The sequence below is a fragment of the Salipiger marinus genome, from assembly GCF_035481585.1.
Classification (GTDB): Bacteria; Pseudomonadota; Alphaproteobacteria; order Rhodobacterales; family Rhodobacteraceae; genus Salipiger; species Salipiger marinus.
Genome location: NZ_JAYKSL010000010.1, coordinates 73,609 through 100,430 on the forward strand (window position 1 = coordinate 73,609; position 26,822 = coordinate 100,430).

Here is a 26,822-nt window from a genome sequence, read left to right on the forward strand (position 1 = left end):
GGAAACGTCCATGAGCCAGCAATCCGTCATCATCGTGGGGGCCGGGCCGGTCGGGCTGGTTGCCGCCCTGTGTCTGGCCGAGGCGGGCATCCCCGTCACCGTGGTCGAGGCCCATGGCGAGGTGCCGAAGGATCTGCGCGCCTCCACCTTCCATCCGCCCACGCTCGACATGCTGGACCGGTTCGGCATCTCTGACGAGCTGGTGGCGCGCGGGCTGGTCTGCCCGACATGGCAGTTCCGCGACCGCTCCGAAGGGGTGGTGGCGGAGTTCGACCTTGGCCTGCTGCGCGACGAGACGCGCCACCCCTACCGGCTGCAATGCGAACAGTGGAAGCTGGGCGAGGCGCTGCGCGACCGCATGGAAGGGCGCAGCGACGTGCAGATCCGCTATCACACCCGCGCGCAGGCGGTGACGCAGGATGCCGATGGCGTGACGCTGACGGTAGAGACCCCCGAGGGCAAGACCGAGATCCTGACCGGGCGCTACCTGATCGCCGCCGATGGCGCGCATAGCGCCGTGCGCAAATCGCTCGACATCGAATTCGAGGGGCTGACCATCCCCGAGATCTTCCTGTCCATGTCGACGGATTACGACTTTGCCGAAGCCTTCGGCGATCTTGCCCCCATCGCCTATATCACCGATCCCAACGAATGGGCGGTGCTGCTGCGCACGCCCAGCCTGTGGCGGGTGCTGCTGCCCACCGATCCGGGCCTGTCCGAGGCCGAGATCAAGGATCCGGAGGTGATGCAGCAGCGCCTGCAGAAGATCTGCCCGCGCGAGGGCAAATACGAGATCGTGCATGCCACCGCCTATCGCGTCCACCAGCGCGTCGCCAAACGCTATGTCGAGGGGCGCATCTTCCTTGCCGGGGATGCCGCGCATCTCAACAACCCCTTGGGCGGCATGGGGATGAATGGCGGCATCCATGACGCCATCAACCTGACCGAAAAGCTGATCGAGGTCTGGAACGGCGCCCCGCTGGAGGGCATGACCCGTTACGAGCGGCAGCGGCGGCAGGTGGCCATCGACACCGTGCAGGAACAGTCGCTGCGCAACCGCAAGATCATGGCGGAAAACGACCCCGCCGCGCGGGCCGCCCATCACGACGAGCTGCGCGCCATCGCCGCCGATCCGGTGCGGCACAAGGCGTATCTGATGCGCTCCTCCATGATCCAGTCGCTGCAGGATCTTGAACAGATCGCCTAACATCTGACCACGAAGGGTTTGAACGATGACAGACAGTCTTGGCTACCGCATGAAGTTCGGCGTGATCGCGCCCTCCACCAACACCTCGGTCCAGCCGGAATTCGACGACATGCGCCCGGTGGGCGTGACCAACCATTTCTCGCGGATCGTGATCCCCGACGATCCGGTGCATTCGGACGCGGATTTCAACGAGCTGGTGCTGCGCATCCGCGCCGCCACCATGGATGCCATCGACGCGGTCAAGACCTGTTCGCCCGGCGCGCTGGTCATGGGCATGTCGGCGGAAACCTTCTGGGACGGCAAGGAGCGCGCCGATGATCTGAAGCGCGAGATCGAGGCGCGGGCGGGCATGCCGGTCGCCATGGGGTCGGATGCCTGTCAGGCGGCGCTGTCGCGCTTCGGCAGCGTCAAGCGCATCGCGGTCATCACCCCCTACATGCCGGTGGGCGACGAGCAGGTGCGGCGCTTCTTCACCGATTGCGGCTATGAGGTGGTGACCATCAAGGGCCTGAAATGCCAGAGCCCGATGCTGATCGCGCATGAGACCGAGCAGACGCTGCGCGACGCGATCATCGAGGTGAACGACCCCTCGGTGGAGGCGATCGTGCAGGCCGGAACCAACCTTGCCATGGCGCGGGTCGGGGCGATGGCGGAATTCTGGCTCGACAAGCCGGTGGTGGCGATCAACACCGCGACCTACTGGCACGCGCTGCGCATGAACGGCATCGAAGACAAGGTGCAGGGCTTCGGCTCGCTTCTGACGCATCACTAGTCCGTCTTGGGCCCCTGCGCGGGCCGGGGCCTTTACAGCGCCGGGGCGGCGCGATTAGGGTCGTCTTTGAAAGCGTATGCAAATGAATCGCCCCGGCGCCCCGCGCCGGGGCAGGCATAGCCCGCCCGAAGGGAGCAAGCACCAGAATGCGGCACCACTCCGTTTACAGCTACCGCGCCAAGATCGGCCTTCTGACCCCCGCCACCAACACGGTGAACGAGGCGGAATGGGCGCGGCTGCTGCCCGAGGGCGTGACCTGTCACAGCCATCGCATCGATATGAATGCGGATGCACATGACAGCGAACCGCTGCTGGACCAGATCACCCGCAGCGCCGGAATTCTGGCGCGCGCCGATGTCGATGTCGTGGCCTATGCCTGCACGGCGGGATCCATGGTGACGCCCGCCGACAGCCTGCCGCAGGCGGCCAGCGACCGGCTGGGCCGCCCGGTGCTGACCACCGCCGCCGCCATCGTCGCGGCGCTGCGCCATCTGGGGGTGCGCCGTGTCTCCATCGCGACGCCCTATCATCAGGCGCTCAACGATCACGAGGTGGCCTTTCTGGCGGCGCATGGCGTGACCACGCTTGCCATCGAGGGGCTGGGGCTGGGCGCGAACGGCCCCGTCGATTTCCCGCGCATCGCCCGCACGCCCCTGCCGGAGGTGGAGGCGCTGGCGCATCGCGTCCACCGCCCCGAGGCGGAGGCGCTGCTGCTGACCTGCACCGATTTCCCCACCCTGCCGCTGATCGCGCCGCTGGAAGCCGCGCTGGGGATCCCGGTGGTCAGTTCCAACACCGCAACCCTGTGGGCGGCGCTGCGCCGCGCCGGGATCGGTGACGCCCTTGCCGGGGCGGGGCGGCTTCTGGCGCAGCCCCAGACCCCGCATCCCTGAACATCCGGAGAATCCTTTGCCACGCACGCTTTATGACAAGCTCTGGGACAGCCATGTGGTCCGCAGCTATGACGATGGCAGCGCGCTGATCTATGTGGACCGGCACCTGCTGCACGAGGTGTCGACCCCGCAGTCCTTTCAGGCGCTCGATTCCCGCGGGCTGACGGTCCACCGCCCCGAGGCCAATCTGGCGGTGGCCGATCACGCCGTGCCGACCCTGAACCGCGACCGGCCCATTGCCGACCCGATGGCGGCGCGGCAGACCGCGCTGCTGCAGCGCAACGTGGCGAAGCACAACATCCCCTACATCCCGCTGGATGACCGGCGGCAGGGCATCGTGCATGTGATCGGCCCCGAACAGGGCTTCACCCTGCCGGGCATGACGCTGGCCTGCGGCGACAGCCACACCTCCACCCATGGCGCCTTTGGCGCGCTGGCCTTCGGCATCGGCGCGTCGGAATGCGGCATCGTCATGGCGACACAGGCGGTGGTGCAGCGCCGTGCCCGCACCATGTGCGTGCGGCTGAGCGGCGATCTGCCCCTTGGCGTCACGACAAAGGATCTGGCGCTGCGGCTGATCGCGGTGCTGGGCGCCAATGGCGCCAGCGGCCATGCCATCGAATATGTCGGCGCCGCCCTTGCCGGGCTGGGCATGGAACAGCGCATGACCCTGTGCAACATGGCGATCGAGGCGGGGGCACGGGTGGCGCTGGTGGCCCCCGACCAGATCACCGTCGACTGGCTGCGCGGGCGGCCCATGGCGCCCAAGGGGGCAGAGTTCGACGCGGCGGTGGCCTATTGGCAGACCCTGCGCAGCGACCCCGACGCCAGCTATGACCGCGTGGTAGAGATGGACCTGACCACGCTTGCCCCGCATGTGACATGGGGCACCTCGCCCGAGGATGCGCTGCCCATCACCGGCACCGTGCCCGATCCGGCGCGTGATGGCGACGCGCGGCGGGCGCAGCGGCGGCAGCGGGCGCTGGACTATATGGGGCTGGAACCGGGGCAGGCGCTGGACGGGCTCGCCGTGGATGTGGTGTTCATCGGATCCTGCACCAACGGGCGGCTCGCCGATCTGGAAGCGGCGGCAGCGGTGCTGCGCGGGCGCCGCGTGCATCCGGGCGTGCGCGCCATCGCCGTGCCGGGCTCCGGTCTGGTCAAGGCCGAGGCCGAGGCGCGCGGGCTGGCGCAGGTGTTCCGCGATGCGGGCTTCGAATGGCGCGACGCGGGCTGTTCCATGTGCGTGGCCATGAATGGTGACAGCATCGAACCGGGCCAGCGCTGCGCCTCCACCTCCAACCGCAATTTCGAGGGCCGTCAGGGTCGGGGCGGGCGCACCCATCTGGTGGGCCCCGCCATGGCCGCCGCCGCCGCCGTGACCGGCCATCTGACCGATGTGCGCAAGCTGGAGATCCTGACATGAGCGCGCCCCTGATCCATTTCGACTCGCGTGCCGTGCATCTGCCCGACACCAATATCGACACCGACATCATCTTTCCCGCCCGCTTCCTGCTGCGCACTGACCGCGAGGGCTTGGGCGACTGCGCCTTCGCCGACCGGCGCTTTACGCAGGACGGCGCCGAAAACCCCGAATTTCCGCTGAACCGCGACGGCTGGCGCGGCGCGCAGGTGATCGTGGGCGGCGCGGGCTTCGGCTGCGGCTCGTCGCGGGAACATGCGGTCTGGGCCTTGGTCGACATCGGCATCCGTCTGGTCATCGCCCCCGATTTTGGCGAGATCTTCGCGGGCAATGCCGTCAAGAACGGGCTTCTGGTGCTGCGCCTGCCGCCCGACACCTGCGCCGGGCTTGGCCAGCAGGCCGAGGCGGGCGAGACCTTCACGCTCGACATGCGGGCGCAGACCCTGCACGTGGGCGGGCGTCTGGTCTGCGGGCTTGATCTTGCGCGCGAGGCGCAGGAGGCGTTCCTGAACGGCTGGGACGAGCTTGACGTGATCCTCAACCGCGACATGGACAGCATCCGCGATTTCGAGGCGGGCCACCGCGCCCGCCAGCCGTGGCTGTTCGCGGCCTCGTGACGGGCTGCGGCCCGTCCGGCACGGCGGCGGGCCCCGGCCCGCGCCACACGACCTGAACAAGAAACGACAAGACCCCAACAAGGAGAAGACCATGCAACATATCCTCAAAACCGCAGTCGTGACGGCGGGACTGATGGCGGCGGCACCGGTATCGGCCCAGATGGTGGGGCTTGCCACCACCACCGGCGGCGCCACCGAACAGATCGGCCTGCATCTGGCCACCGTGCTGTCGGATCACAGCGATCTGGTGATCCGCCCGCAGGTCATGGCCAACAGCTCGCAATACATCCCCATGGTCAATGCCGGGCGGGTGGAGTTCGGCATCGCCAATTACCCGCAGGTCGCCCATGCCATGGAAGGCATCGGCATGTCCGAAGGCTCGGCCAATCCCGACCTGCGCATGATCGCCACGATCCTGCCCTTCAACGCGGGGCTGGTGGTGCCGGTCGAGACCGGGATCGAAAGCCTTGCCGATCTCGCCGGCCAAGCCGTGCCGCGCTTTCCCGCCAATTCGCTGGGCGAGTTCTTCTTCACCGCCGCGATGGAGACGGGCGGCGTCAGCTATGACGAGGTGAAGCCGGTGCCGACCTCGAATTTTGGCGAGCAGTTCAACAACATCAAGTCCGGCCTGACCGACGTGACCATCGGCTCGGTCGGCGCGCAGTCGATCATGGATGTGGAGGCATCGCGCGGCGAGGTGCGGTATCTGTCCTTCAAGGAAGGCGACGAGGAGATCCTGTCGCGCTATCTGCCCGGCACCAGCCTGACCACTTGGGGCGACCGCGGCGAGGCGGCGGGTGTCACCCCCGACACCGTGGTGCTGTTCTACGACTACACCCTGTTCGCCCACAAGGACGTGCCCGACGAGGTGGTGACCGCAGCGCTCGAGGCGCTTTACACCAGTGCCGATGCGGCGCGCGCGGGCGGGGCGCTGTGGTCGGAATATGACGAAACCCAGCTGGCGCGGGTCACCACGCTGCCCTATCACCCTGCCGCCGAGGCGTTCTTCCGCGAGCGCGGCATCTGGACCGAGCAGTAACGCGTCATCCTGCCCGTCCGGCAGGCCGTGGCGGGCATCCGCCCGGCGGCCCGGGCGGGCAGTCCATCTACCTATGACAGGGAAGGGCTGGAATGGACGATTCCGTAACACACACCGCGCCGGGGCGGCATGTCTCGGCGGTGCTGGCGGTGGCGGTGCCGCTGCTGGCGATGGCATGGGTTCTGGCGCTGCCGCAGCGCGCCGGGCTGATGATCTTTCCGCAGCAGATGGTGGCGCTGATGCTGGGGCTGTCGCTGGCCGTCTGTTTCCTGCGGCCCCGGCCCGGCACCAGCCTCGGCCTTCTGGACCGGCTGCTGGCCGCCGCCTCGCTGGCGCTGGCCGCACATGTCTTCGTCCGCTTTCCCGTCCTGTCCGAACGGGCATGGGATCACCCGGTGGAGGCGGCGACGGTCGGCGTCGCGGTCATCCTGCTGGTGATGGAGGGGCTGCGCCGGGTGATCGGCATCACGCTCATCATCATCTTCGCGGCACTGGTGCTTTACGCGGTGGCGGGGCAATGGGTGCCCGGCGCGCTGCAGGGCCGTCCGCAGCCGATCGGTGACGTGCTGCAATATCTGGGCACCGATTCCTCGGCCACATGGGGGCAGTCGCTGCAGATCGCGGCCTTTGTGGTGGTGCTGTTCGTGCTTTTTGCCGCCTTCCTGATGGGCACCGGCGGGTCGGATTTCTTTTCCAGCGTGGCGGGGCGTATTTCGGGCAAGGGTCCGGGGGGCTCCGCCAAGGTCGCGGTGACCGCGTCCGGGCTCACCGGCATGATCTCTGGCAGCGCGGTGTCGAACGTGATGACCACCGGCGTCATCACCATTCCGGTGATGAAACGCGCAGGGTTCAGCGCCACCCATGCCTCCGCCATCGAGGCGGTCGCCTCCACCGGCGGGCAGCTGATGCCGCCGATCATGGGGGCTGCCGCCTTCCTGATGGCGGAATTCCTGCAGGTGCCCTATCGCGACATCATCGTGGCCGCCGCCCTGCCGGCGCTGCTGTATTTCCTGTCGCTCTACATCCAGATCGATTTCATCGCCCGGCGCGACCGCCTGCCTTCGGCGCGGGAAGAGGTGCAGGGCAGCTTCGCCAGCATCCTGCTGAAAGGCTGGGTCAGCCTTGTTGCCATCGTGGCGCTGATGGGCGGCATCTTCGGCTTCGACCTCGCGGCGGAGATTTCGGTGGTCTATGCCACGCTGATCATCGTCGCACTGGCACTGGTCGCATGGGCGCTGAAGCTGAGCTATGGCGCCATGAGCCCCCGGCAGGTTCTGGCCGCGCTGATCGAGGCCGGGCGGTCCACCTGCGACGTGCTGCTGATCTGTGCGGCGGCGGGCATGATCATCGGGCTGATGACCCTGACCGGGCTTGGCTTCACGCTCAGCTATTACCTCATGTCCTTCGGGTCAGAGAGCATGTTCCTGCTGCTGCTGCTGTCTGCCGTGATCGGGGTCGTGCTGGGGCTGGGCCTGCCCACCACCGCCGTTTACCTGCTGCTGGCGACGCTGGCCGCCCCGGCGCTGGTGCAGCTTGGCATCCCGCCGATGTCGGCGCATATGTTCCTGCTCTATTACGGCATGCTGTCGATGATCACGCCGCCCATCGCCATCGCCGCCTATGCCGCCGCCAGCATCGGCGGGGCGGACCAGTATCGCACCGGCTTTGCCGCCTTCCTGTTCGGCTGGGCGTCCTATATCCTGCCCTTCTACTTCATCTACAAGCCGGGGCTGCTGATGGACACGTCATGGATGCAATCGGCCTATGTCTTCGTCTCCACGGCGGTGTCACTGGCGCTGATCGCGGGGGGCGTGCTGGGCCATGGCCACAAGGCGCTGTCGCTGGCGCAGCGGGCGCTGTGGGTGCTGCTGGGGATCGCGGTGATCATCCCGCTGAGCCAGATGCTGAGCCCGCTGGCCGAATACGGCGTCGCCGCCGCTGCCGCCGTCGTGCTGGGCGCGCATCTGCTGTCGGCCCGCCGGGAGGCCGCGCCGGTCCGGGCGGAGGTGTCGTCATGACGCCGCGCCATGTGGTGATCGCAGGCGGCAGCCGGGGGATCGGCGCCGCCTGTGCCGCGCGCTTCGCCGCGGGGGGTGATCGGGTCAGCGTGCTGTCGCGCAGCGAAGGGATCCGGGTCGACCTGCGCGAGGCCGGGGCGGTCGCCGCAGCGCTGCAGCAGGCGGAGGCGGCGCAGGGCCCGACCGATGTGCTGGTCTGCACCGCCGGGGCCGCACGGCAGGCCCCCACCCGCGCGCTTGACGCCGCCGCGCTGCGCGAGGGGATGGAGGCGAAATATTTCCCCTATGCCAACATCATCATGGCAGCGCTGCCCGGCATGGCGGCGCGCGGGCGTGGCGTGATCGTGCCGGTGATCGGCATGGGCGGCAAGGTCGCCTCGCCCACACATCTGCCGGGGGGTGCGGCCAATGCGGCGCTGATGCTGCTGACCTCGGGGCTGGGCCATGCCTATGCCGCGTCGGGGATCCGGGTGGTGGGGGTCAATCCCGGGCCGGTGGCCACCGCGCGGTTCGACCAGCTTTTGGCCGCGCGCGCCGCACAGGACGGCATCAGCCCGGAGGCGGCGCGGAACGCCGTCACCGCCGGACTGCCCGCAGGTGCCGTGCCGACCCCCGAACAGCTGGCCGAGATCGTGCATTTCCTTGCCGGTGACGGCGCGGTCATGCTCAACGGCACCGTCATCGCCGCAGATGGCGGCGCGGTTCCGGTGATCTAGGGGCCCGGGCGGCGGCGGTTTTTGAATACGGTTGCACCGCCGGAACGGGGCATATATTCTGGCCTCCCTTGGCAAGGAGACCGAGATGAAGCCCCTGTCCGGCCGTGTTACCTCGCTTGATGTCGCAGCTCTGGCGGGCGTGTCGCAATCGGCGGTCTCGCGCGCCTTCACCGAAGGTTCGTCGATTTCCGAGGCCAAGCGCAAGGCGATCCTCGACGCCGCGCTGAAGCTGAACTACGTCCCCAATTCCATCGCCTCCAGCCTGACGACGCGGCGCACCAATATGGTGGCGGTGATCCTCGGCAATCTCGACAATCCGTTTTACGTGCAGGTGCTGAAGGCGCTGATCACCCGGCTGCAGGCGCGCGGCGTGCAGATCCTGACCTTCACCGTCAAGAACGGCTCCAACAGCGATGACGCGCTGATGCGGGTGCTGCGCTATCAGGTGGATGGCATCATCCTGACCTCGGCGCAGCTGTCGACCCGGATGACCGGCATCTGCCATGACCGGGGCATCCCCATCGTGCTCTTCAACCGCTACATTCCGGGATCCTCCGCCTCGGGGGTGCGCTGCGACAATGCGGCGGGCGGGCGGCTGATGGCCGAGGCGCTGCTGGGGGCGGGGGCGCGCAGTTTCGCGCTGCTGAAGGGTGACCCCAACGGCACCACCAGTCAGGACCGGCAGCGCGGTTTCACCGACTGCCTGCTGGAGCGGGGCATCCCCCCCGCCGACATTCTGGAACTGGAGGGGCAGTCCACCTATGACGGCGGCCATGCCGCGACGCTGCGCGCCTTTCTGGACGAGCGCCACCCGATCCCCGATGCGATCTTCGGCATCAACGACATCATGGCCATGGGCGCCATGGACGCGCTGCGCGGCGAGATGGGGGTGAAGATCCCGGCGGATCTGATGGTGGGCGGCTTTGACAACATCGACGAGGCCGACCGCTGGCCCTACCGGCTGACCACCGTGCGCCAGCCCGTCGACGAGATGACCGAGGAGGCGCTGAACCTGCTGGATCTGGACAATCCCGGCGCCGCCATCCAGCCCGGCATCGACATCAAGGTGCCGGGCCGGATCGTCTGGCGCAGCACCATTCCAAGGCCGGTCGACCTGTGATCCCCTCCCCCGCAGCGGGGGGAGGGGAGTGGCGGCTCAGCCCGCGCTGCGGTCGCGCGCCCACCGGCGTTCGAATTCCCAGACCTCGGGGAAGCCGATCAGCTGGTTGAATTCCGAGAAATCGAACAGCGGCTGCGCCGGGGTCTGCGAGGTGCCATGTTCGACAAAGGCCGCCATCACGGTCTGCACCGCCTGCGCCGCCGCAAGCCCGGTCATCGACGGATAGATCGCCATGGCATAGCCGATCTCTTCCAGTTCCCGCGCCGACAGGATCGGGGTCCGGCCCCCATCCGCCATGTTCGCCATCATCGGCGCGTTGATGCGGCGGCAGGCCTCGCGCATTTCCTCAGTGCTTTCCAGCGATTCAAGGAAGACCACGTCGGCCCCCGCCTCGGCATAGGCCAGACCGCGTTTGACGGCGCCTTCAAAGCCTTCGCTCTGCCGGGCATCGGTGCGGGCGATGATCAGCGTCTCGTCCGAACTGCGCGCCTCGCAGGCGACCTTGATCTTCTCGACCATGTCGATCGCCGGCACCACGCGGCGATAGGGGGTGTGGCCGCATTTCTTGGGGAATTCCTGATCCTCGATCTGGATCGCGACCACCCCGGCCTGTTCATAGCCGCGCACGGTGTGATGCACGTTCAGAAGCCCGCCATAGCCGGTATCGGCATCGGCGATGATCGCGGCATTGCTGACCCGGCAGAGCGTGGTGACCCGGTCCAGCATTTCGGAATAGGTGGCGATGCCCGCATCGGGCAGACCATGCGCCGACGCGGTGGTCCAGTAGCCGGAGGCATAGGCGAAGGGCAGGTCGAACGTGTTGGCGACCACGGCGGCGATCATGTCATGCAGGCCGGGGGCCGCCACGAACTTGCCCGAGGCGAGGGCGGATTTCAGGCTGGTCTTCTTCATGCTGTCGTTCCTGCAAAATAGGTCAGTGTTTCGGCTTCCGAGACGACATCGCCGTATTTGGCGTTCATATCGAACAGGTTGGCCTCGTGGGGCGCGGGGTGGCGGTCGCCCACCGCCTCGCGCGGGATGATCGGGATGAAGCCATGCGCATTGGCATCGACGCAGGAGGCGCGCACGCAGCCCGAGGTCGATACACCGCTGAGAATGACCGTATCCACGCGCCATGTGGTCAGGGTCGGGGCGAGGGAGGTGCCGAAGAACGCGCTGGCATGCTGTTTGGAGATCACCAGCTCATCCTCGGCGGGGGTCAGGCCGGGGGCCCAGTCCGCCCATGGGCTGCCCTTCAGGAAATGCCGCAGCGGCAGCGCTTTCTGGTAGAACCGCCCGCCATCCAGCGCCTTGGGGTGGTAGACGACATTGGTATAGATGACCGGCACCCCCGCCGCGCGCGCCGCGTCGCGCAGGCGGATCGCCGAGGCCAGCGCGTCGTCGCAATCGGCCCAAAGATCGCAGTCCCGGTCGAAATAGCCCCGGACCAGATCGATCAGGATCAGCGCGGGCCTTTTGCCGAAGCCAAGCCGCCCGCCATAGGCGCGGGCGTAGTTTTCGCCCAGATCTTCACTCATCCCTGTTGTCCTCCGTCTCGGTGTCATGGGTCTGCGGGGCCGGGGGCTGCCCGCCTGTCGAATACGCTTGCAGCGGTTCCGATCCGCGCCCCGGCGCGATCTGTGCCGTGCCGGGTCCGGCGGGCATATGCTGGCGGAGCCTCCGGCAAAGGCGCTGTCTGTGCGGCCCGTTTTGTCCCGGACCGGGGGCCGGGGCGGCGGCGCCGGGGCCCTGCGCCCGCTGGGATTTGTCGAATGCCACGTCAGACCTCGTGTCGCTGTCTTGCGGCGGAGACTAGATCTTATTGAATGCGCATTCAATCTCAATTCAGCAGCCCGCCCCGCCGCACCAGCGTCACAAACGGCGCTGGACTTGATCCCCCCTGCCATGCACCTTGTGACCGAGGTTTTTTATGGTCTGCCTTCTGGCGCGGGACGCGCCGATTCAGGAGAGTATGTTATGCCCCTCACGGCACTTTATCCCACCGCCATCCGCACCAGCCTGCCCCGGGACGGCGACCAGCAGGCGCACGGCATGGTGCCGCTTGACGCGGGCCGCACGCTGGTCACATGGCAGGAGGGCGGCACGCTTTATGGCCGCGTGCTCAGCGAGGCAGGCGCGCTGGACACCAAGCCGCTTGGGCTGGGGGGGCCGGATGTGGCGATCGCGTCGGTGCCGGGCGGCGGATTTGCGGTGATGACGCTGGCCGCCAATGGCCCCGACACCCGCACGTCGGTGCAGCTTTATGATGCCAGCGGTCAGGCCATCGGCGCGGTGGCCACGGCTGACCTGCCCGGACGGACCGACGCGGCGGAGAGCCGTCTGGTGGCGCTGGAGGGCGGCGGCTATCTGCTGCTGCGCACCGTCGTCGCACAGGCCGGGGCAGAGATCGCGGCGCAGCGGCTGGATGCCGCCTTCCAGCCTGTGGGCGGGGCGGTGGCGCTGCCGCAGATGGACGGTGCCGACTACCGGATCAGCGACATCGCCGAACTGGCGGGCGGCGGCTTTGTCATCGCCTATACCGAGACCAGCGAGGATGACACGGGCACCAGCTCCGCGCTGCGCAACGCCTATCTGCAGCGGCTTGATGCCAGCGGTGCCTTTGAGGGCGACCGGATCGAGATCACCGGCGATTTCCCCTTCGAGGTCGAGGGCAGCGGCGCCTATGCCCCCAGCGTGGCGGCGGCCCCGGATGGCAGCTTTGCGGCGTTCTGGGGCAGCCTCTATGGCGGCACCTACTGGCAGCGGTTTGACGCGGAAGGCAGCGCCGCCACCCCGAAACTGGAGGTGGGCTTCTATGACAGCACGCCCTTCGACATCGTCGCCGCCGGGCCGGACAGCTATGCCCTGCTGTGGCAGCAGCCGATCTATGAAAGCTTCGACGATTACTTTCCCAGCGGTTATGCCACGGTGCTGGACTGGCGCGACACGGCCGGGGCGGTGCTGCTGTCCTATGAAGCCGGAGATCTCTCTGCCGATGACAGCCCGCTGGGCCGCGACCTGCGGCCCGTGGCGCTGACCGCGCGTCCGGGCGGCGGCGTGATCGTGGCGCAGACGCTTGGGGAGGCGGGCGGCGGTCAGGACGCGGCGCTGTTCCGCTTCGGCCCGCTGCCCGACAGCCGCCTGTCGGGGGAGGATGTGACCGGCACTCCGGCCAGTGACCTGATCCGGCTGACCGGCGACGGCGCGCGGGCAGAGGGCGGCGCGGGTGATGATTTCCTGCTTGGCACCACCGGCGAAGACCGGCTTGACGGCGGGGCGGGCGCCGATGTGATGGTGGGCGGCGATGGCGGCGACATCTATTATCTGGACCATCCCGGCGATGTGGTGGTGGAACGGCTGGAGCACGAGGGCGTCGACCGCGCCTTCGGCACCGTGTCCATGAACCTGCGCGGTGCTGCGGTGGAACGCATGAAGCTGACCGGCAGCGCCGATGCGGTGATCGTGGCCAATGATCTCGACAATCTCGTGATCGGCAATGCCGGGCGCAACACGCTGCACGCCGCCGAGGGCAACGATACCCTGCAGGGCGAGGCGGGGAATGACACGCTTTACGGCAATGCGGGCGATGACGTGCTGATCGGCGGCGCGGGCGCCGACATCCTGAACGGCGGGCCCGGATCGGATACCTACTATGTCGACAATCCGGGCGACCGGGTGGCGGAAAGCTACCGCTGGGAGGGGCATGACACCGTCTATTCCAGCGTCGATTTCCTCATGGGCCGCCAGCATATCGAGGATCTGGTGCTGACCGGCACGGCGGATGTGCGCGGCATCGGCAACGGGCTCGACAATGTCATCCGGGGCAATGGCGGCGCCAACATCCTTGACGGCGGCAAGGGCGTGGACAGGCTGATCGGGGGCGCGGGCAATGACACCTATCTGGTGCGCAGCCCCGGCGACACGGTGGTCGAGGCGGCGGGCGGCGGGGAGGCCGATACCGTCAAGGCGTTCCGGTCCACCCTGCTGCCCGAGCATGTGGAGCGGCTTTACCTGCAAAGCGTGCTGACGCAGGCGGGGGAGGCGGTGCAGATCAACGGCATCGGCAACACGCTCGACAATGTCATCATCGGCAATCCCTATGACAACGTGATCTCCGGGCGCGAGGGCAATGACACGCTGCGCGGGCAGGCCGGGGCCGATACCTTCGTCTTCGACTCCGCCCCCGGTGCGGGCAATGTCGACCGGATTCTGGATTTCAACACCAACACGGCGGATGAGGGCGACAGCCTGCTGTTCCGCAGCGCGCTCTTCGACGGGATCGGGGCGGGCGGGCTTGCGCCGTCGCAGTTCGTGGCGGGGGATCGTGCGCTGGATGCCAGTGACCGCTTCATCTTTGACGCGGGCAGCGGGCGGCTCTGGTATGATGCCGATGGCAGCGGCGGCGGGGCGCAGACCCTGCTGATGACCTTCGATCAGGGGGCCGTGGTCACGGCAGAGGACATCTTCTTCGTCTGACGGCCCCGTCGATAGGGGCTCGAATGTCTGGAAAATCCGGGCATTATCCCCGCAGGGGCAGGCAGCCCCGGCACCCTGCGGGAGACGGACCACATGGCCACGGCAACTCTTGCGCTGGACGGCGTCACTCCGGTCAGCGCTTTTGGCACCACCACGCCCTGGACGGCGGGCAATATCGACGCGCTGTCGCTGGCGGGGTTTCTGGGCGATGCGTCCTACCGCGTGACGCTGGATCTGACCGGCGACTGGGATATCGGGCTGCTGCGGCTGCGCACCGATGCCGAACCGCAGACCCGCGTCACCCTGACCGACAGTGCCAGCGGCACGCGGCGCATCACCACGCTGGATCTGGGCGGCGCCGCGCAGGACATCACGCTGAAGGCCACGCAGGTGCGGTTCATCACCGGCGGCGACCGTGACGTGACGCTGCGCACCGGCGACCAGCCGGTCAGCGCCATCGACCTGTTCGACGGCAATCATGACATCACCACCGGCGCGGGCAGCGTCGGGTCCATCAGCCTTGGCGCCGGCGATGACCTGCTGCGCGGCGGGGCGGGGTTTCTGGGCTCGGTCCGCATGGGGCAGGGCGACAACACCTATATCGGCGGCAGCGGCTTTCTGGGGGCGCTGGTCACCGGCGATGGCGATGACACGGTCACGCTGAACGCGGGCGCGCAAAGCGTCAGCCTTGGCACGGGCAGCGATACGCTGGCGGTGATGGCGGGGTTTGCCGCCTCGGTCAGCGGCGCGGGCGACAGCGTGGTGACGGTGGCGGCGGGTGCCTCTGCCGGGGCGGTGGCCTTGGGCGGCGGGCGCGACCGGGTGGTGGTGGCGGGCGGCTTTGTCGACCAGCTGGGGCTGGGAGAGGGCGACGACACGCTGCAGATCCGCAGCGGCGGCAGCGCCAATGCCGCGCAGCTTGGCGGCGGCGACAACCTGCTGGAGGTGGCAACGGGCAGCTTCGTCTGGTCGGTCACCGCCTTTGGCGGCAATGATACCGCCCGCTATACCGGCACCGGCCGCAGCCAGAGCCTGCAGCTGGGAGAGGGGGACAACAGCCTGCACCTGTCGGACAGCGCGCAGGTCAATCAGGTGCTGAGCTATGGCGGCGCCGACACCCTGCTGATGGAGGGCGCGTCTTATGTGGGCAGCGCCGATCTGGGCGACGGGCGCGACAGCGTGACCCTGACGGCGCAGGCCAGCCTGTCGGGCCTGACCACATGGGGCGGGGCGGTGCTGGCGCTGCGCGACGATGCGTGGATCGACACCGCACAGCTGGGCCATGGCGGCAATTCGGTCACGCTGGGGGGCGCTGCGCGCATCAACAGCCTGCAGATGGGCGATGGCGATGACCGGGTGGTGCTGGGCGGCACCGCGCGGATCTTCATGCTGAAGCTGGGGCAGGGCGACAATGTGCTGACCACGGCGGAGGGCGCCGTGGAATCCGTCTATTCCTATCTGGGCAACAACACGCTGCGGCTTGGCGCCGGGGGCGCGCAGCAGATCACCCTGTCGGGCGACGGCACGGTGCAGGACATCGCCGCCACGGGCTATGTCGGCAGCCTGCAGGTGACGGGCCGCGCCAGCACCACGCTGGTGCTGACGGGGGGCGCGGGGGCGGTCCAGCTGGGCGGCGGCGACGATGTGGTAAGCCTGGGCGCGCAGGGTCTGGGCAGCCTGTCGCTGGGGGCGGGGGATGACCGCGTGACGCTGGCGCCCATCGATGCCGCCGCGCGCATGGTGCTGCTGGGGGGCACGGGCGCCGACACGCTGTCGCTGGCGGGGTATGGTGCGGCGGTCAGCCTGTCGCTGACCCCGCAGGGCACGGCGCAGCAGCCGACCGCCGAAGCCACCGGCCTGCTGCATCTGTCGGGCTTCGAGGGGCTGGAGGGCACGGAGTTTGACGACACGCTGGTGGGATCCGCCGGGGCCGACACGCTGGATGGCGGCGCGGGGGCGGATGTGCTGGTGGGCGGCGATGGCGGCGATCTCTACCGCGTCGATCACATCGGCGATCAGGTGCGGGAAGGCCGCGGCGCCACCGGCACCGACACGATCGAGGCCAGCATCGATTTCCGGCTGGACGCGGTGCGGGTGGAAAACCTGACCCTGACCGGAGAGGCGGTGCTGGGCGCGGGCAATGCGCTGGCCAATGTGATCACCGGCAATGCCATGGACAACCTGCTGGATGGCGGGCGCGGCGTCGACACGCTGGTGGGGGGCTTGGGCAACGACACCTATTTCATCCGCGCCCCCGGCGACACGGCGGTGGAACTGGCCGGTGAGGGCATCGACACCGTGCGCGCCTTCCGCTCGCACGCGCTGGAGGCGAATGTGGAAAACCTGTTCCTGCAGGTGGTGCGCAGCTCGGCGGGCGATGTGGTGGCGGTCAACGGCATCGGCAACGGGCTTGCCAACACCATTGTCGGCACGCCCTTTGCCAACACCCTTGCCGGGCGCGAGGGGCGCGATACGCTCAACGGGCAGGGCGGCGCCGACAGTTTCGTCTTCGACCGTGCGCCGGGGGCGGGCAATGTCGACCGCATCATCGATTTCAACGTGAACGAGGCGAACGAGGGCGATCTTCTGAAGATGAAGGGCGCGCTCTTTGGCGGGCTCGCGGCGGGGCTGCTGGACGCGGATCTGTTCGTGGCCGGACCCCGGGCGCAGGAGGGTGATGACCGCTTCATCTTTGACCGCGCGTCGGGGCAGCTCTGGTTCGATGCCGATGGCACCGGGGCCGCCGACCAGATTCTGGTCGCGACGTTCGAGCAGAACGCGCAGGTGACGGCGGCGGATATCGAGATTTTCTGACCCTCACATCTGGCGGATGCTGGCCTGCACCAGCAGCAGCAGTCGTTCGGCGGCGCGCGGCAGCACCCGCCCGCGCGCCTGCATGATGAGATAGGGCGCCACGGTCAGCAGCCGGTCCAGTTCCAGCCGCCGCAGATCGGCAGAGACGGGCGGTTCCAGCATCAGGTCGATCACCTCCTTGGACATGGGCGCCACGGCGTCGCTGTCTTTCAGCAGCGCGATGATCGCCAGCAGCGAGGAGGTGGAAATCACGTCCTGCGGCGCTGCCAGCCCCGCATCGTGAAAGGCGGTGTCGATGGCGTTGCGGATCGGCGCGCCGCGCACCTGCAGGATCCAGCGCATGTCGCGCAGCGCCGCCATGCCCACCGGACCCCGGTCCAGCAGCGGATGGCTGGCCCGCACCAGCAGCTGCACGATCTCGTCGCGGGCGGGTTCCACGACAAAATCCTGTTCGTCCATCTGCGGCGGCAGCCGGGCCAGCACAAAATCCAGCTCCCCCCGGTCCAGCGCCTGCACCAGCGTCAGCGAGGGCGCCACCTCGATCGACACGTCGACCGAGGGCGTCTGCGTCTTGAGCTGCTGCACCGCAGGCACCAGCTGCCCCAGCGCGGGGCCGGTCACCGCCCCCACCCGCACCACGCCGCCGCGCCCGGTGCGCAGGTCGGTGAAATCATCGGCAAGCCGCGCCAGATCGTGCTGCAGCCGCCGCGCGTGCCGGGCCAGCAGGGCGCCTGCGGGCGTGGGCTCCATCCCCTTGGGCGTGCGCTGGAACAGCTTGGTGCCAAGCTGGCGTTCCAGATCGGTCAGCAGCCGCGACGCGGCAGGCTGGGTCATCCGGCAGAGCGAGGCCGCCACCTGCAGCTGCCCGTGATCGGCGATGGCCGCAATCAGCCGCGCCTGCGCGGGCCGGAGGTCGGTCAGCGATCCCGCCATGTGCATATCCTTTCTGTTATACAGATTGCCGATATTGGTATTTGGTCGGTATGTCGCGCAAGGCTAAAACGGCGTCACCCCGTCAGGGAGTCTCGGGCCGTGAGGGCGGCCCCTAGGGAGGATACCGATGAAACTGAAGAAACTCGCGGGCGCGCTCGCGGTCAGCCTTGCTGCGATCTCCGCTCCGGCCTTCGCGCAGGACAAGGGCACCGTGGGCATCGCCATGCCGACCAAAAGCTCGGCGCGCTGGATCGACGACGGCAACAACATGGTCAAGCAGCTTGAAGAAGCGGGCTATGCCACCGATCTGCAATATGCCGAGGATGACATCCCCAACCAGCTCGCGCAGATCGAGAACATGGTGACCAAGGGCGTCGACGTGCTGGTGATCGCCGCCATCGACGGCACCACCCTGTCGAACGCGCTGGCCAATGCCGCCGCCTCCGGCGTGCGCATCGTGGCCTATGACCGGCTGATCCGCGACAGCGGCGATGTGGACTATTACGCCACCTTCGACAACTTCAAGGTCGGCGTGCTGCAGGCCACCTCGCTGGTCGAAGGTCTGGAATCGCGCTTCCCCGACAGCAAGCCGTGGAACGTGGAACTGTTCGGCGGCAGCCCGGACGACAACAACGCCTATTTCTTCTATGATGGCGCCATGTCCGTGCTGCAGCCGCTGATCGACGCGGGCGACATCGTGGTGCAGTCCGGCCAGATGGGCATGGACAAGGTCGGCACGCTGCGCTGGGACGGCGCCGTGGCTCAGGCGCGGATGGATAACATCCTGTCCGCCAACTACACCGACAAGGACGTGCACGGCGTGCTCGCCCCCTATGACGGTCTGTCCATCGGGATCCTCTCCTCGCTCAAGGGCGTGGGCTATGGCTCCGGCGATCTGGCGATGCCCATCGTCACCGGTCAGGATGCCGAAGTGCAGTCCGTGAAGTCGATCCTTGCCGGCGAGCAGTATTCGACGATCTTCAAGGACACCCGCGAACTGGCCCGCGTCACCGTGGGCATGGTCAACGCGGTGATGGAAGGCTCCGAGCCCGAAGTCAACGACACCACCACCTATGACAACGGCGTCAAGGTCGTGCCCTCCTACCTGCTGGAGCCGCTGCCCGTCGACGCGTCGAACTGGGAAGAGCGTCTGATCGGCTCGGGCTATTACACCGAAGACCAGATCAAGTGATCCCAAAGGCTCCGCCCCTTGCGGGCGGAGTCCCCCATCCCCGGCGCGGGTCCGGGGCGCAAGGACAGGCAACCCCATGACGCTGCTTCTGGAAATGCGCGAGATCACCAAGGAGTTTCCCGGGGTGAAGGCGCTGGACCGGGTGAATCTCTCGGTCCGCAAGGGCGAAATCCACGCCATCTGCGGCGAGAATGGCGCCGGAAAATCCACGCTGATGAAGGTGCTTTCGGGGGTCTATCCCGCAGGCAGCTATGACGGCGAAATCCATTATGACGGCGCGCTGGCGCAGTTCCGCACCCTGCGCGACAGCGAGGATCGCGGCATCGTCATCATCCATCAGGAGCTGGCGCTGGTCCCGCAGCTGTCCATCGCCGAGAACATCTTTCTGGGCAACGAACGCCAGACCGGCGGGGTCATCCAGTGGCAGGAAACCTTCCGCCGCACCGAGGAGCTTCTGGCCAAGGTCGGGCTGCGCGACGCGCCCGGCACGCTGGTCGACAGCATCGGCGTCGGCAAGCAGCAGCTGGTGGAAATCGCCAAGGCGCTGTCCAAGGACGTGAAGCTGCTGATCCTCGACGAGCCGACAGCGGCCCTGCAGGAAAACGACAGCCGCAAGCTCTTGGATCTGATGCTGGAGCTGAAGGCGCAGGGCGTCACCTGCATCATCATCAGCCACAAGCTGAACGAGGTCCGCTACGTCGCCGATACCGTGACCGTCATCCGTGACGGCATGGCGGTGTCGCGGCTGGATGCGGCGCAGGGTCTGGAAGAAGACCAGATCGTGCGCGACATGGTGGGGCGCGACATGTCCCAGCGGTATCCCGACCGGCCCCGCCATGCGGGGGAAACGGTGCTGGAGGTGGCGGACTGGAACGTCTGGCACCCCGAACATGCCGAACGGCAGGTGATCCACGACATTTCCTTCAACGTCCGCGCGGGCGAGGTGGTGGGCATCGCCGGGCTCATGGGCTCGGGGCGCACTGAACTCGCCATGTCGATCTTCGGGCAAAGCTGGGGGCGCGGCATCTCGGGCGAGGTGCGGCTGCATGGCCAGCCGGTGGACGTGTCCAAGGTGGACCGCGCCATCAAGTCGGGGCTTGCCTATGTGACCGAGGACCGCAAGACGCTGGGCCTGATCCTTGACGAGACCATCCGTTTCAACACCACGCTGGCGCATCTGGACGGCGTGTCGGCGCGCGGCGTGCTGAACGAGGCCGAGGAGACCGAGGTGGCCGAACGCTACCGCCGGGCGCTGGCCACGCGCACGCCTTCGGTGATGCAGGAGGTGGGCAACCTGTCGGGGGGCAACCAGCAGAAGGTGGTGCTGGCCAAGTGGCTGTTCACCAGCCCCGAGGTGCTGATCCTTGACGAACCCACCCGCGGCATCGACGTGGGCGCGAAATACGAAATCTATTCCATCATCAACGACCTTTCCGCACAGGGCAAGGCGGTGGTGATGATCTCGTCGGAGATGCCCGAACTCTTGGGCATGTGCGACCGCATTTACGTGATGAACGAAGGGGCCTTCGTGGGCGAGCTTTCCGCCGCCGAGGCCAGCCAGGAGCGGATCATGTCGCTCATCGTGTCGGAATAAGGAGAGCAGGGTTATGACCATGCACACGGCAGAGGGCACGGGACAGGCAGAGACGCAGGGCCTGCGCTCCTATCTGCGGCGCCACATGCGCGAATACGGGCTGCTGTTCGCGCTGATCGCGATCATGGCGTTCTTTCAGGTGGTCACCGGCGGCACGCTGCTGCGCCCGGTGAACATCACCAACCTGTTCCTGCAGAACAGCTACATCATCATCATGGCGCTGGGGATGCTCATCGTCATCGTGTCGGGCAATATCGACCTGTCGGTGGGCTCGGTTCTGGGCTTCATCGGGGCCTTTGCCGCCGTCATGGTGGTGGAATGGGACATGCCGATTTCGGTGACCATCTTCGCCTCGCTGGTGCTGGGCGGGCTGATCGGCGCGGCGCAGGGCTACTGGGTGGCCTATTGGGCGATCCCGTCCTTCATCGTGACGCTGGCGGGGATGCTGGTGTTCCGCGGCGCCTCCCTGCTGCTGCTGCAGGGCCAGTCGGTGGGGCCGTTCCCGGCGGAATTCCAGCTGCTGTCCACCGGTTTCGTGCCCGACCTCCTGCCGCGCGAGGCGACGGCGGGTCTGGCAGAGCTGTTTGGCGTGCGCAATTTCAACGTGCTGGCCATGGGGCTGGGCGTGATCGTCGCCACCGTCATCGTCTGGCTGGGGCTGCGCGAACGCGCCCGCGACAAGGCCTATGGCATCGAAGGCGAGCCCATCAATTTCTTCTGGGCGCGCAACATCATCGTGCTGGGGGCGCTGCTGTTCCTCAGCTACAAGATCGCCACCTTCCGCGGCCTGCCCAACGTGCTGGTCACCATGGGCGTGCTCATCATCATCTACGCCTTCGTCACGCAGAAAACCGTGATCGGGCGCCGCATCTACGCGCTTGGCGGCAACCGCAAGGCGGCGAAGCTGTCGGGGATCAAGACCGAACGGCTGACCTTCCTTGCCTTCGTCAACATGGGCGTGCTGGCGGCGCTGGCCGGTCTGGTCTTTGCCGCGCGGCTCAACACCGCGACCCCCAAGGCGGGGTTCGGCATGGAGCTGGACGTGATCGCGGCGGTGTTCATCGGCGGGGCCTCCATGTCCGGCGGATCCGGCAAGATCGTGGGGGCCGTGGTCGGCGCCTTCATCATGGGCGTGATGAACAACGGCATGTCGATCATGGGCATCGGCATCGATTACCAGCAGATGATCAAGGGGCTGGTGCTGCTCGCCGCCGTGATCTTCGACGTCTACAACCGGCAGAAGCAGGGCTGACCCCCGCCTGCCCGATCTCACGGGCCGGGACGCCTGTCCCGGTCCCTCCTTACCGGAGCACCCATGTCCAAGACCTTCACCCCCGCCCCATGGCCGCGCAAGCTGCGGTCCACGCACTGGTATTCCGGCACCTCGCGCGACACGATCTATCACCGGGGCTGGCTGAAAAATCAGGGCTATCCGCATGACCTGTTCGACGGGCGCCCGATCATCGGCATCCTGAACACCTGGTCGGATCTGACCCCCTGCAACGGCCATCTGCGCGAACTGGCCGAAAAGGTGAAGGCGGGTGTCTGGGAGGCGGGCGGTTTCCCCGTCGAGGTGCCGGTGTTCAGCGCCTCGGAAAACACCTTCCGCCCCACGGCGATGATGTTCCGCAACCTTGCCGCGCTCAGCATCGAGGAACAGCTGCGCGGCCAGCCCATCGACGGCGCCGTGCTGCTGGTCGGCTGCGACAAGACCACGCCGTCGCTGATGATGGCCGCCGCCTCCTGCGACGTGCCCTCCATCGTGGTGACCGGCGGGCCGATGCTCAACGGCTATTTCCAGGGCGAGCGGGTCGGATCCGGCACGCATCTGTGGAAATTCTCGGAGATGGTCAAAGCCGGAGAGATGACGCAGGACGAATTCCTTGACGCGGAACAGTCCATGTCGCGCTCTTCGGGCACCTGCAACACCATGGGCACCGCCTCGTCGATGGCCTCCATGGCGGAGGCGCTGGGGATGGCGCTGTCGGGCAATGCCGCGATCCCGGCGGTGGACAGCCGCCGCCGCGTCATGGCGCAGCTGTCGGGGCGGCGCATCGTGCAGATGGTCAAGGACGATCTGAAACCCTCCGACATCCTGACCAAGGAAGCGTTCGAAAACGCCATCCGCACCAATGGCGCCATCGGCGGATCCACCAATGCGGTGATCCACCTGCTGGCCCTTGCGGGGCGCGTCGGCGTCGACATCACGCTGGAGGACTGGGACCGCTGCGGCCGCGACGTGGCGACCATCGTCAACCTGATGCCTTCGGGCAAATACCTGATGGAGGAATTCTTCTACGCCGGGGGCCTGCCCGTCGTGCTGAAACGGCTGGGCGAAGGCGGGCAGCTGCACAAGGACGCGCTGACCGTGTCGGGCCAGACCATCTGGGACGAGGTCAAGGATGTGGTCAACCACAACGAAGACGTGATCCTGCCGCTGGACCGGGCGCTGACCCCGCAGGGCGGCATCGCCGTGCTGAAGGGCAATCTGGCGCCCAAGGGCGCGGTGCTGAAACCCTCCGCGGCCTCGCCGCATCTGCTGACCCATCGCGGCCGCGCCGTGGTGTTCGAGGATATCGACGACTACAAGGCCAAGATCGACGACGAGGCGCTGGAGATCGACGAGACCTGCGTCATGGTGCTGAAGAACTGCGGGCCAAAGGGCTATCCCGGCATGGCCGAGGTCGGCAATATGGGCCTGCCGCCCAAGGTGCTGCGCAAGGGCATCACCGACATGGTGCGCATTTCCGACGCGCGCATGTCCGGCACCGCCTATGGCACGGTGATCCTGCACACCTCGCCCGAGGCTGCCGCCGGGGGGCCGCTGGCCGTGGTCCGCACCGGCGACATGATCGAGGTCGACGTGCCGAACCGCCGCCTGCATCTGGACATCCCAGAGGCAGAGCTGGCCGAGCGGCTGGCGGCATGGGCGCCGTCGCATGACCTGCCCGCCAGCGGCTATGCGTGGCTGCATCAGGCGCATGTGTCGGGCGCCGATACCGGGGCGGATCTGGATTTCCTGCGCGGCTGCCGCGGCAATGACGTGGGCAAGGACAGCCACTGATGGAGCCCTTCGACCAGAGGATCTGTGCGCTGGGGGAGGGGCCGCTCTGGCACCCCCTCCGGCAGGAACTGTTCTGGTTCGACATCACCGGACGGCGGCTCTTGTCGCACCATCCGGAAAGCGGCGCGCGGCATGATCTTGCGCTGCCGCAGATGTGTTCCGCCGCCGCATGGATTGATCGCGACCGCCTGCTGGTCGCCTCTGACAGCGCGCTTTTGGTGCTGGATCTGCGCCACGGCGCGCTGACGCCGCTGGTGGATCTGGAGGCGGACAATCCCGTCACCCGGTCCAATGACGGGCGTTGCGATCCGTGGGGCGGGTTCTGGATCGGCACCATGGGCAAATCCGCCGAACACGGGGCGGGCGCGCTTTACCGCTTTCATCAGGGCGAGCTGCGGCGGCTGGCGGCGGGGCTTTCCATCCCCAATGCCATCTGCTTTGCCCCCGACCGCAGCCGCGCCTATTTCGCCGACACCGCCGCCGGGCTGCTTTACCGCTTCCGGCTGGATGACCATGGCTGGCCGGTCAAGGCGCCGGGGGTGCTGGTGGATTTCTCGCGCCTTGGCCTCGCGCCCGACGGGGCGGTGACCGATGCCGATGGCACGCTCTGGGTCGCGCTCTGGGGCGAAGGCGCGGTGATCCGGGTCAGCCCGGACGGCGCGCTGGGGGACCGGGTCACGCTGCCCGCCCCGCACAGCACCTGCCCCGCCTTTGGCGGCCCCGATCTGACCACGCTTTACGTCACCTCTGCCACGCAGGGGCTGACTGACGCCGCGCGGGCCGAACATCCGCTGTCGGGGGCCACCTTTGCGCTGCCGCAGGCCGGACAGGGCCGCGCCGAACCCGCCTTTCTGCTCACCGGAGACAGACCATGACGCATGCCATCCCGCTGGGCCTTGTCGGGCTTGGCACCATCGCCCGCAACCAGCATCTGCCCTCGCTCGAAGATGTGCCCGCCTTCCGTCTGGCCGCCATCGCCAGCCGCAATGCCAGCCTTGACGGTCTGCCCGGCTATGCCGACATCGACGCGATGCTGGCGGCAGAGCCGGATCTGGGCGCCGTCTCGCTTTGCACCCCGCCGCAGGGGCGTTTTGCGCAGGCCGCCGCAGCCCTGCGGGCGGGCAAGCATGTGATGCTGGAAAAGCCCCCCGGCGCCAGCGTGTCCGAGGTCATGGCGCTGGACCGGCTGGCGCAGGCGCAGGGCGTCACCCTGTTCGCCACATGGCATTCGCGCGAGGCGGCGGCGGTCGAAGAGGCCCGCGCCCTGCTGGCAGGCGCCACGATCCGCCGCGTGCGCATCGACTGGAAAGAGGATGTGCGGCACTGGCATCCGGGCCAGCAATGGATCTGGCAGGCGGGGGGTCTGGGTGTCTTTGATCCCGGCATCAACGCGCTGTCGATCCTGACCCGCATCCTGCCCGATCCGGTCTTTCCGCTGTCGGCGCTGCTGGAGGTGCCGGAAAACTGTCAGGCCCCCATCGCCGCGCGCCTGTCCCTGCAGACCAGCCGCGGCGCGCCGGTCGAGGCGGAGTTCGACTGGCGCCAGACCGGGCCGCAGACATGGGACATCCATGTGGAAACCGACGGGCCGGAGGTGCTGCTGCGCGAAGGCGGGGCCAAGCTCTTTGTCGATGGCGCGGCGCGGATCAGCGCCGAAGATCGCGAATACCGCAGGCTTTACGCCCGCTTCGCCGAGCTGATCGCCGCCGGGCAGCGCGATGTCGATCTGGCGCCGCTGCAGCTGGTGGCCGATGCCTTCCTGCTGGGGGAACGCCAGATGACGGAGCCTTTCCATGACTGATCCCGTCTCCGAGACTTTTGGCCATATGCCCGATGGCAGCCCGGTCACCCGCATCACGCTGCGGGCGGGGGCCGTGACGGCGCGGGTGATGACCTATGGCGCGGCGCTGCAGTCGCTGGATCTGCCCGACCGCAACGGCGACGTGCAGGATGTGGTGCTGGGCCATGACGACTTTGCCCCCTATCTGGCGCATCGCCGCTTTTACGGCGCGACGGTGGGCCGGGTCGCCAACCGCATCGCGGGCGGGCGCTTCACGCTGGACGGGGCCGACCACCAGCTTCTGACCAACGAAGGCAGCACCACCCTGCATGGCGGACCGGATGGCTTCGACCGCCGCAACTGGACGCTGCTGGGGATGGGCGAGGATGAGGTGGTGATGGGGCTGGTCAGCCCCGAGGGCGATCAGGGCTTTCCCGGCGAATTGCGGGTGACGGCGCATTACGCGCTGCGCGAGGATCCGCAGGGCACGCCCCGGCTGAGCATCACGCTGCAGGCCGAAGGCGACGCGCCCTGCCCGGTGTCGCTGACCAATCACAGCTTCTTTGCGCTGGCTGGCGTCGCCACGCTGGCGACGCGGCCCAATTCCGCGCTGGAAATGCGGCTGACCGTGCCCGCCGCGCGCTATCTGCCGGTGGATGATCTGAGCCTGCCCACCGGGGTTGCCTCGGTCGGGGCCACGCCCTTCGATTTCCGCGAGGGCCGGATGCCGCTGACCGCGATGCGGTCGGGGGCGCTGTCGGGCTATGACCATTGCCTGTGTCTTGACGGCGACCGGATCGAGCTTGTCGACCCGGTCAGCGGGCGGCGCATGGTGATGCACACCAACCTGCCCGGGCTGCAGGTCTATACCGGCAACTATCTGGACGGATCCGTGCCCGGCAAGGCGGGCCACGCGCCGCGCCGTCACGATGCCATCTGTCTGGAACCGCAGCACTGGCCCAATGCCGTGAACATGCCCGCCGACTGGGGGGCGCCCGATCCGGTGCTGCGCCCCGGCGACCGCGCCGAAACCCGGCTGGATCTGAGCTTTCCCGCCCCCTGAGCGGGCAGGGGCGCGCGCGCTTGCGCGCCCTTTCGCCAGCCCGCTGACATATCACGAAATATTCGGCAAAACCCTGTTCTCTGAGGCGCAAAGGCGCAGTA

21 protein-coding genes are annotated in these 26,822 nt (G+C 67.8%); 18 read left to right on the plus strand and 3 right to left on the minus strand.

The window, feature by feature from the left end; translation table 11 throughout:
* Positions 1 to 10: 10 nt before the first annotated feature.
* The 9 genes from VK682_RS14500 to VK682_RS14540 all read left to right on the plus strand — a co-directional run bounded on the left by VK682_RS14500 (position 11) and on the right by VK682_RS14540 (position 9,805).
* Positions 11 to 1,207 (plus strand): FAD-dependent oxidoreductase, encoded by a 1,197-nt coding sequence (locus tag VK682_RS14500; RefSeq protein ID WP_230796466.1) that lies wholly within the window; start codon positions 11 to 13, stop codon positions 1,205 to 1,207.
* A gap of 25 nt (positions 1,208 to 1,232) precedes the next feature.
* Positions 1,233 to 1,979, plus strand: coding sequence for a maleate cis-trans isomerase family protein (locus VK682_RS14505; protein WP_230796467.1), 747 nt, complete (start codon positions 1,233 to 1,235; stop codon positions 1,977 to 1,979).
* Positions 1,980 to 2,125: 146 nt separating this feature from the next.
* Positions 2,126 to 2,872, plus strand: coding sequence for a maleate cis-trans isomerase family protein (locus VK682_RS14510; RefSeq protein WP_089848356.1), 747 nt, complete (start codon positions 2,126 to 2,128; stop codon positions 2,870 to 2,872).
* Between the two features lie 16 nt (positions 2,873 to 2,888).
* Positions 2,889 to 4,298 (plus strand): 3-isopropylmalate dehydratase large subunit, encoded by a 1,410-nt coding sequence (gene leuC / locus VK682_RS14515; protein ID WP_324782098.1) that lies wholly within the window; start codon positions 2,889 to 2,891, stop codon positions 4,296 to 4,298.
* The gene (leuD, locus tag VK682_RS14520; RefSeq protein ID WP_324782099.1) at positions 4,295 to 4,912 is read left to right on the plus strand and encodes a 3-isopropylmalate dehydratase small subunit; all 618 of its coding nucleotides are present in this window, start codon (positions 4,295 to 4,297) and stop codon (positions 4,910 to 4,912) included. The genes leuC and leuD overlap by 4 nt, the downstream gene beginning before the upstream one ends.
* 91 nt (positions 4,913 to 5,003) lie before the next feature.
* Positions 5,004 to 5,951 (plus strand): TAXI family TRAP transporter solute-binding subunit, encoded by a 948-nt coding sequence (locus VK682_RS14525; protein ID WP_324782100.1) that lies wholly within the window; start codon positions 5,004 to 5,006, stop codon positions 5,949 to 5,951.
* Positions 5,952 to 6,043: 92 nt separating this feature from the next.
* Positions 6,044 to 7,969 carry a TRAP transporter permease gene (locus tag VK682_RS14530; RefSeq protein ID WP_324782101.1) on the plus strand — a complete coding sequence of 642 codons (1,926 nt, stop codon included), beginning with the start codon at positions 6,044 to 6,046 and terminating at the stop codon, positions 7,967 to 7,969.
* Positions 7,966 to 8,685: an SDR family NAD(P)-dependent oxidoreductase gene (locus VK682_RS14535; RefSeq protein ID WP_230796474.1), complete on the plus strand. Its 720-nt coding sequence runs from the start codon at positions 7,966 to 7,968 to the stop codon at positions 8,683 to 8,685. The genes VK682_RS14530 and VK682_RS14535 overlap by 4 nt, the downstream gene beginning before the upstream one ends.
* An 85-nt stretch (positions 8,686 to 8,770) precedes the next feature.
* Positions 8,771 to 9,805, plus strand: a complete 1,035-nt coding sequence (locus tag VK682_RS14540) for a LacI family DNA-binding transcriptional regulator (protein ID WP_089848344.1) — start codon at positions 8,771 to 8,773, stop codon at positions 9,803 to 9,805.
* Between the two features lie 36 nt (positions 9,806 to 9,841).
* Here VK682_RS14540 and VK682_RS14545 read toward each other — a convergent pair whose 3' ends face one another.
* A complete protein-coding gene (locus VK682_RS14545; protein WP_230796475.1) occupies positions 9,842 to 10,717 on the minus strand; it encodes an isocitrate lyase/PEP mutase family protein in 876 nt (291 codons plus the stop codon).
* Positions 10,714 to 11,343 (minus strand): isochorismatase family protein, encoded by a 630-nt coding sequence (locus tag VK682_RS14550; RefSeq protein ID WP_230796476.1) that lies wholly within the window; start codon positions 11,341 to 11,343, stop codon positions 10,714 to 10,716. The genes VK682_RS14545 and VK682_RS14550 overlap by 4 nt, the downstream gene beginning before the upstream one ends.
* A gap of 439 nt (positions 11,344 to 11,782) precedes the next feature.
* On the opposite strand from VK682_RS14550, the gene VK682_RS14555 reads away from it, so the two are divergent.
* The gene (locus tag VK682_RS14555) at positions 11,783 to 14,281 is read left to right on the plus strand and encodes a calcium-binding protein (RefSeq protein ID WP_324782102.1); all 2,499 of its coding nucleotides are present in this window, start codon (positions 11,783 to 11,785) and stop codon (positions 14,279 to 14,281) included.
* Between the two features lie 93 nt (positions 14,282 to 14,374).
* Entirely contained in the window at positions 14,375 to 17,095 is a 2,721-nt protein-coding gene (locus tag VK682_RS14560; protein ID WP_324782103.1) for a beta strand repeat-containing protein, read from the plus strand.
* 3 nt (positions 17,096 to 17,098) lie between these two features.
* Here VK682_RS14560 and VK682_RS14565 read toward each other — a convergent pair whose 3' ends face one another.
* Positions 17,099 to 18,028 carry a LysR family transcriptional regulator gene (locus VK682_RS14565; protein WP_089848333.1) on the minus strand — a complete coding sequence of 310 codons (930 nt, stop codon included), beginning with the start codon at positions 18,026 to 18,028 and terminating at the stop codon, positions 17,099 to 17,101.
* A gap of 127 nt (positions 18,029 to 18,155) precedes the next feature.
* Between VK682_RS14565 and chvE the strand changes: the two genes are divergently transcribed.
* The 7 genes from chvE to VK682_RS14600 all read left to right on the plus strand — a co-directional run bounded on the left by chvE (position 18,156) and on the right by VK682_RS14600 (position 26,721).
* Positions 18,156 to 19,220 (plus strand): multiple monosaccharide ABC transporter substrate-binding protein, encoded by a 1,065-nt coding sequence (gene chvE, locus VK682_RS14570; RefSeq protein WP_089848331.1) that lies wholly within the window; start codon positions 18,156 to 18,158, stop codon positions 19,218 to 19,220.
* A 76-nt stretch (positions 19,221 to 19,296) separates the two neighbouring features.
* Entirely contained in the window at positions 19,297 to 20,814 is a 1,518-nt protein-coding gene (gene mmsA, locus VK682_RS14575) for a multiple monosaccharide ABC transporter ATP-binding protein (protein WP_089848329.1), read from the plus strand.
* 19 nt (positions 20,815 to 20,833) lie between these two features.
* Positions 20,834 to 22,066, plus strand: coding sequence for a multiple monosaccharide ABC transporter permease (mmsB, locus tag VK682_RS14580; RefSeq protein WP_230796567.1), 1,233 nt, complete (start codon positions 20,834 to 20,836; stop codon positions 22,064 to 22,066).
* A 63-nt stretch (positions 22,067 to 22,129) separates the two neighbouring features.
* Positions 22,130 to 23,878, plus strand: coding sequence for an L-arabinonate dehydratase (araD, locus tag VK682_RS14585; protein ID WP_089848325.1), 1,749 nt, complete (start codon positions 22,130 to 22,132; stop codon positions 23,876 to 23,878).
* Positions 23,878 to 24,753: an SMP-30/gluconolactonase/LRE family protein gene (locus tag VK682_RS14590; protein WP_230796479.1), complete on the plus strand. Its 876-nt coding sequence runs from the start codon at positions 23,878 to 23,880 to the stop codon at positions 24,751 to 24,753. The genes araD and VK682_RS14590 overlap by 1 nt, the downstream gene beginning before the upstream one ends.
* Entirely contained in the window at positions 24,750 to 25,679 is a 930-nt protein-coding gene (locus VK682_RS14595; protein ID WP_089848320.1) for a Gfo/Idh/MocA family protein, read from the plus strand. The genes VK682_RS14590 and VK682_RS14595 overlap by 4 nt, the downstream gene beginning before the upstream one ends.
* On the plus strand, positions 25,672 to 26,721 hold the full coding sequence (locus VK682_RS14600; protein WP_230796481.1) for an aldose epimerase family protein: 1,050 nt from the start codon (positions 25,672 to 25,674) through the stop codon (positions 26,719 to 26,721). Before VK682_RS14595 ends, VK682_RS14600 begins: the two co-directional genes overlap by 8 nt.
* Positions 26,722 to 26,822: the final 101 nt, after the last annotated feature.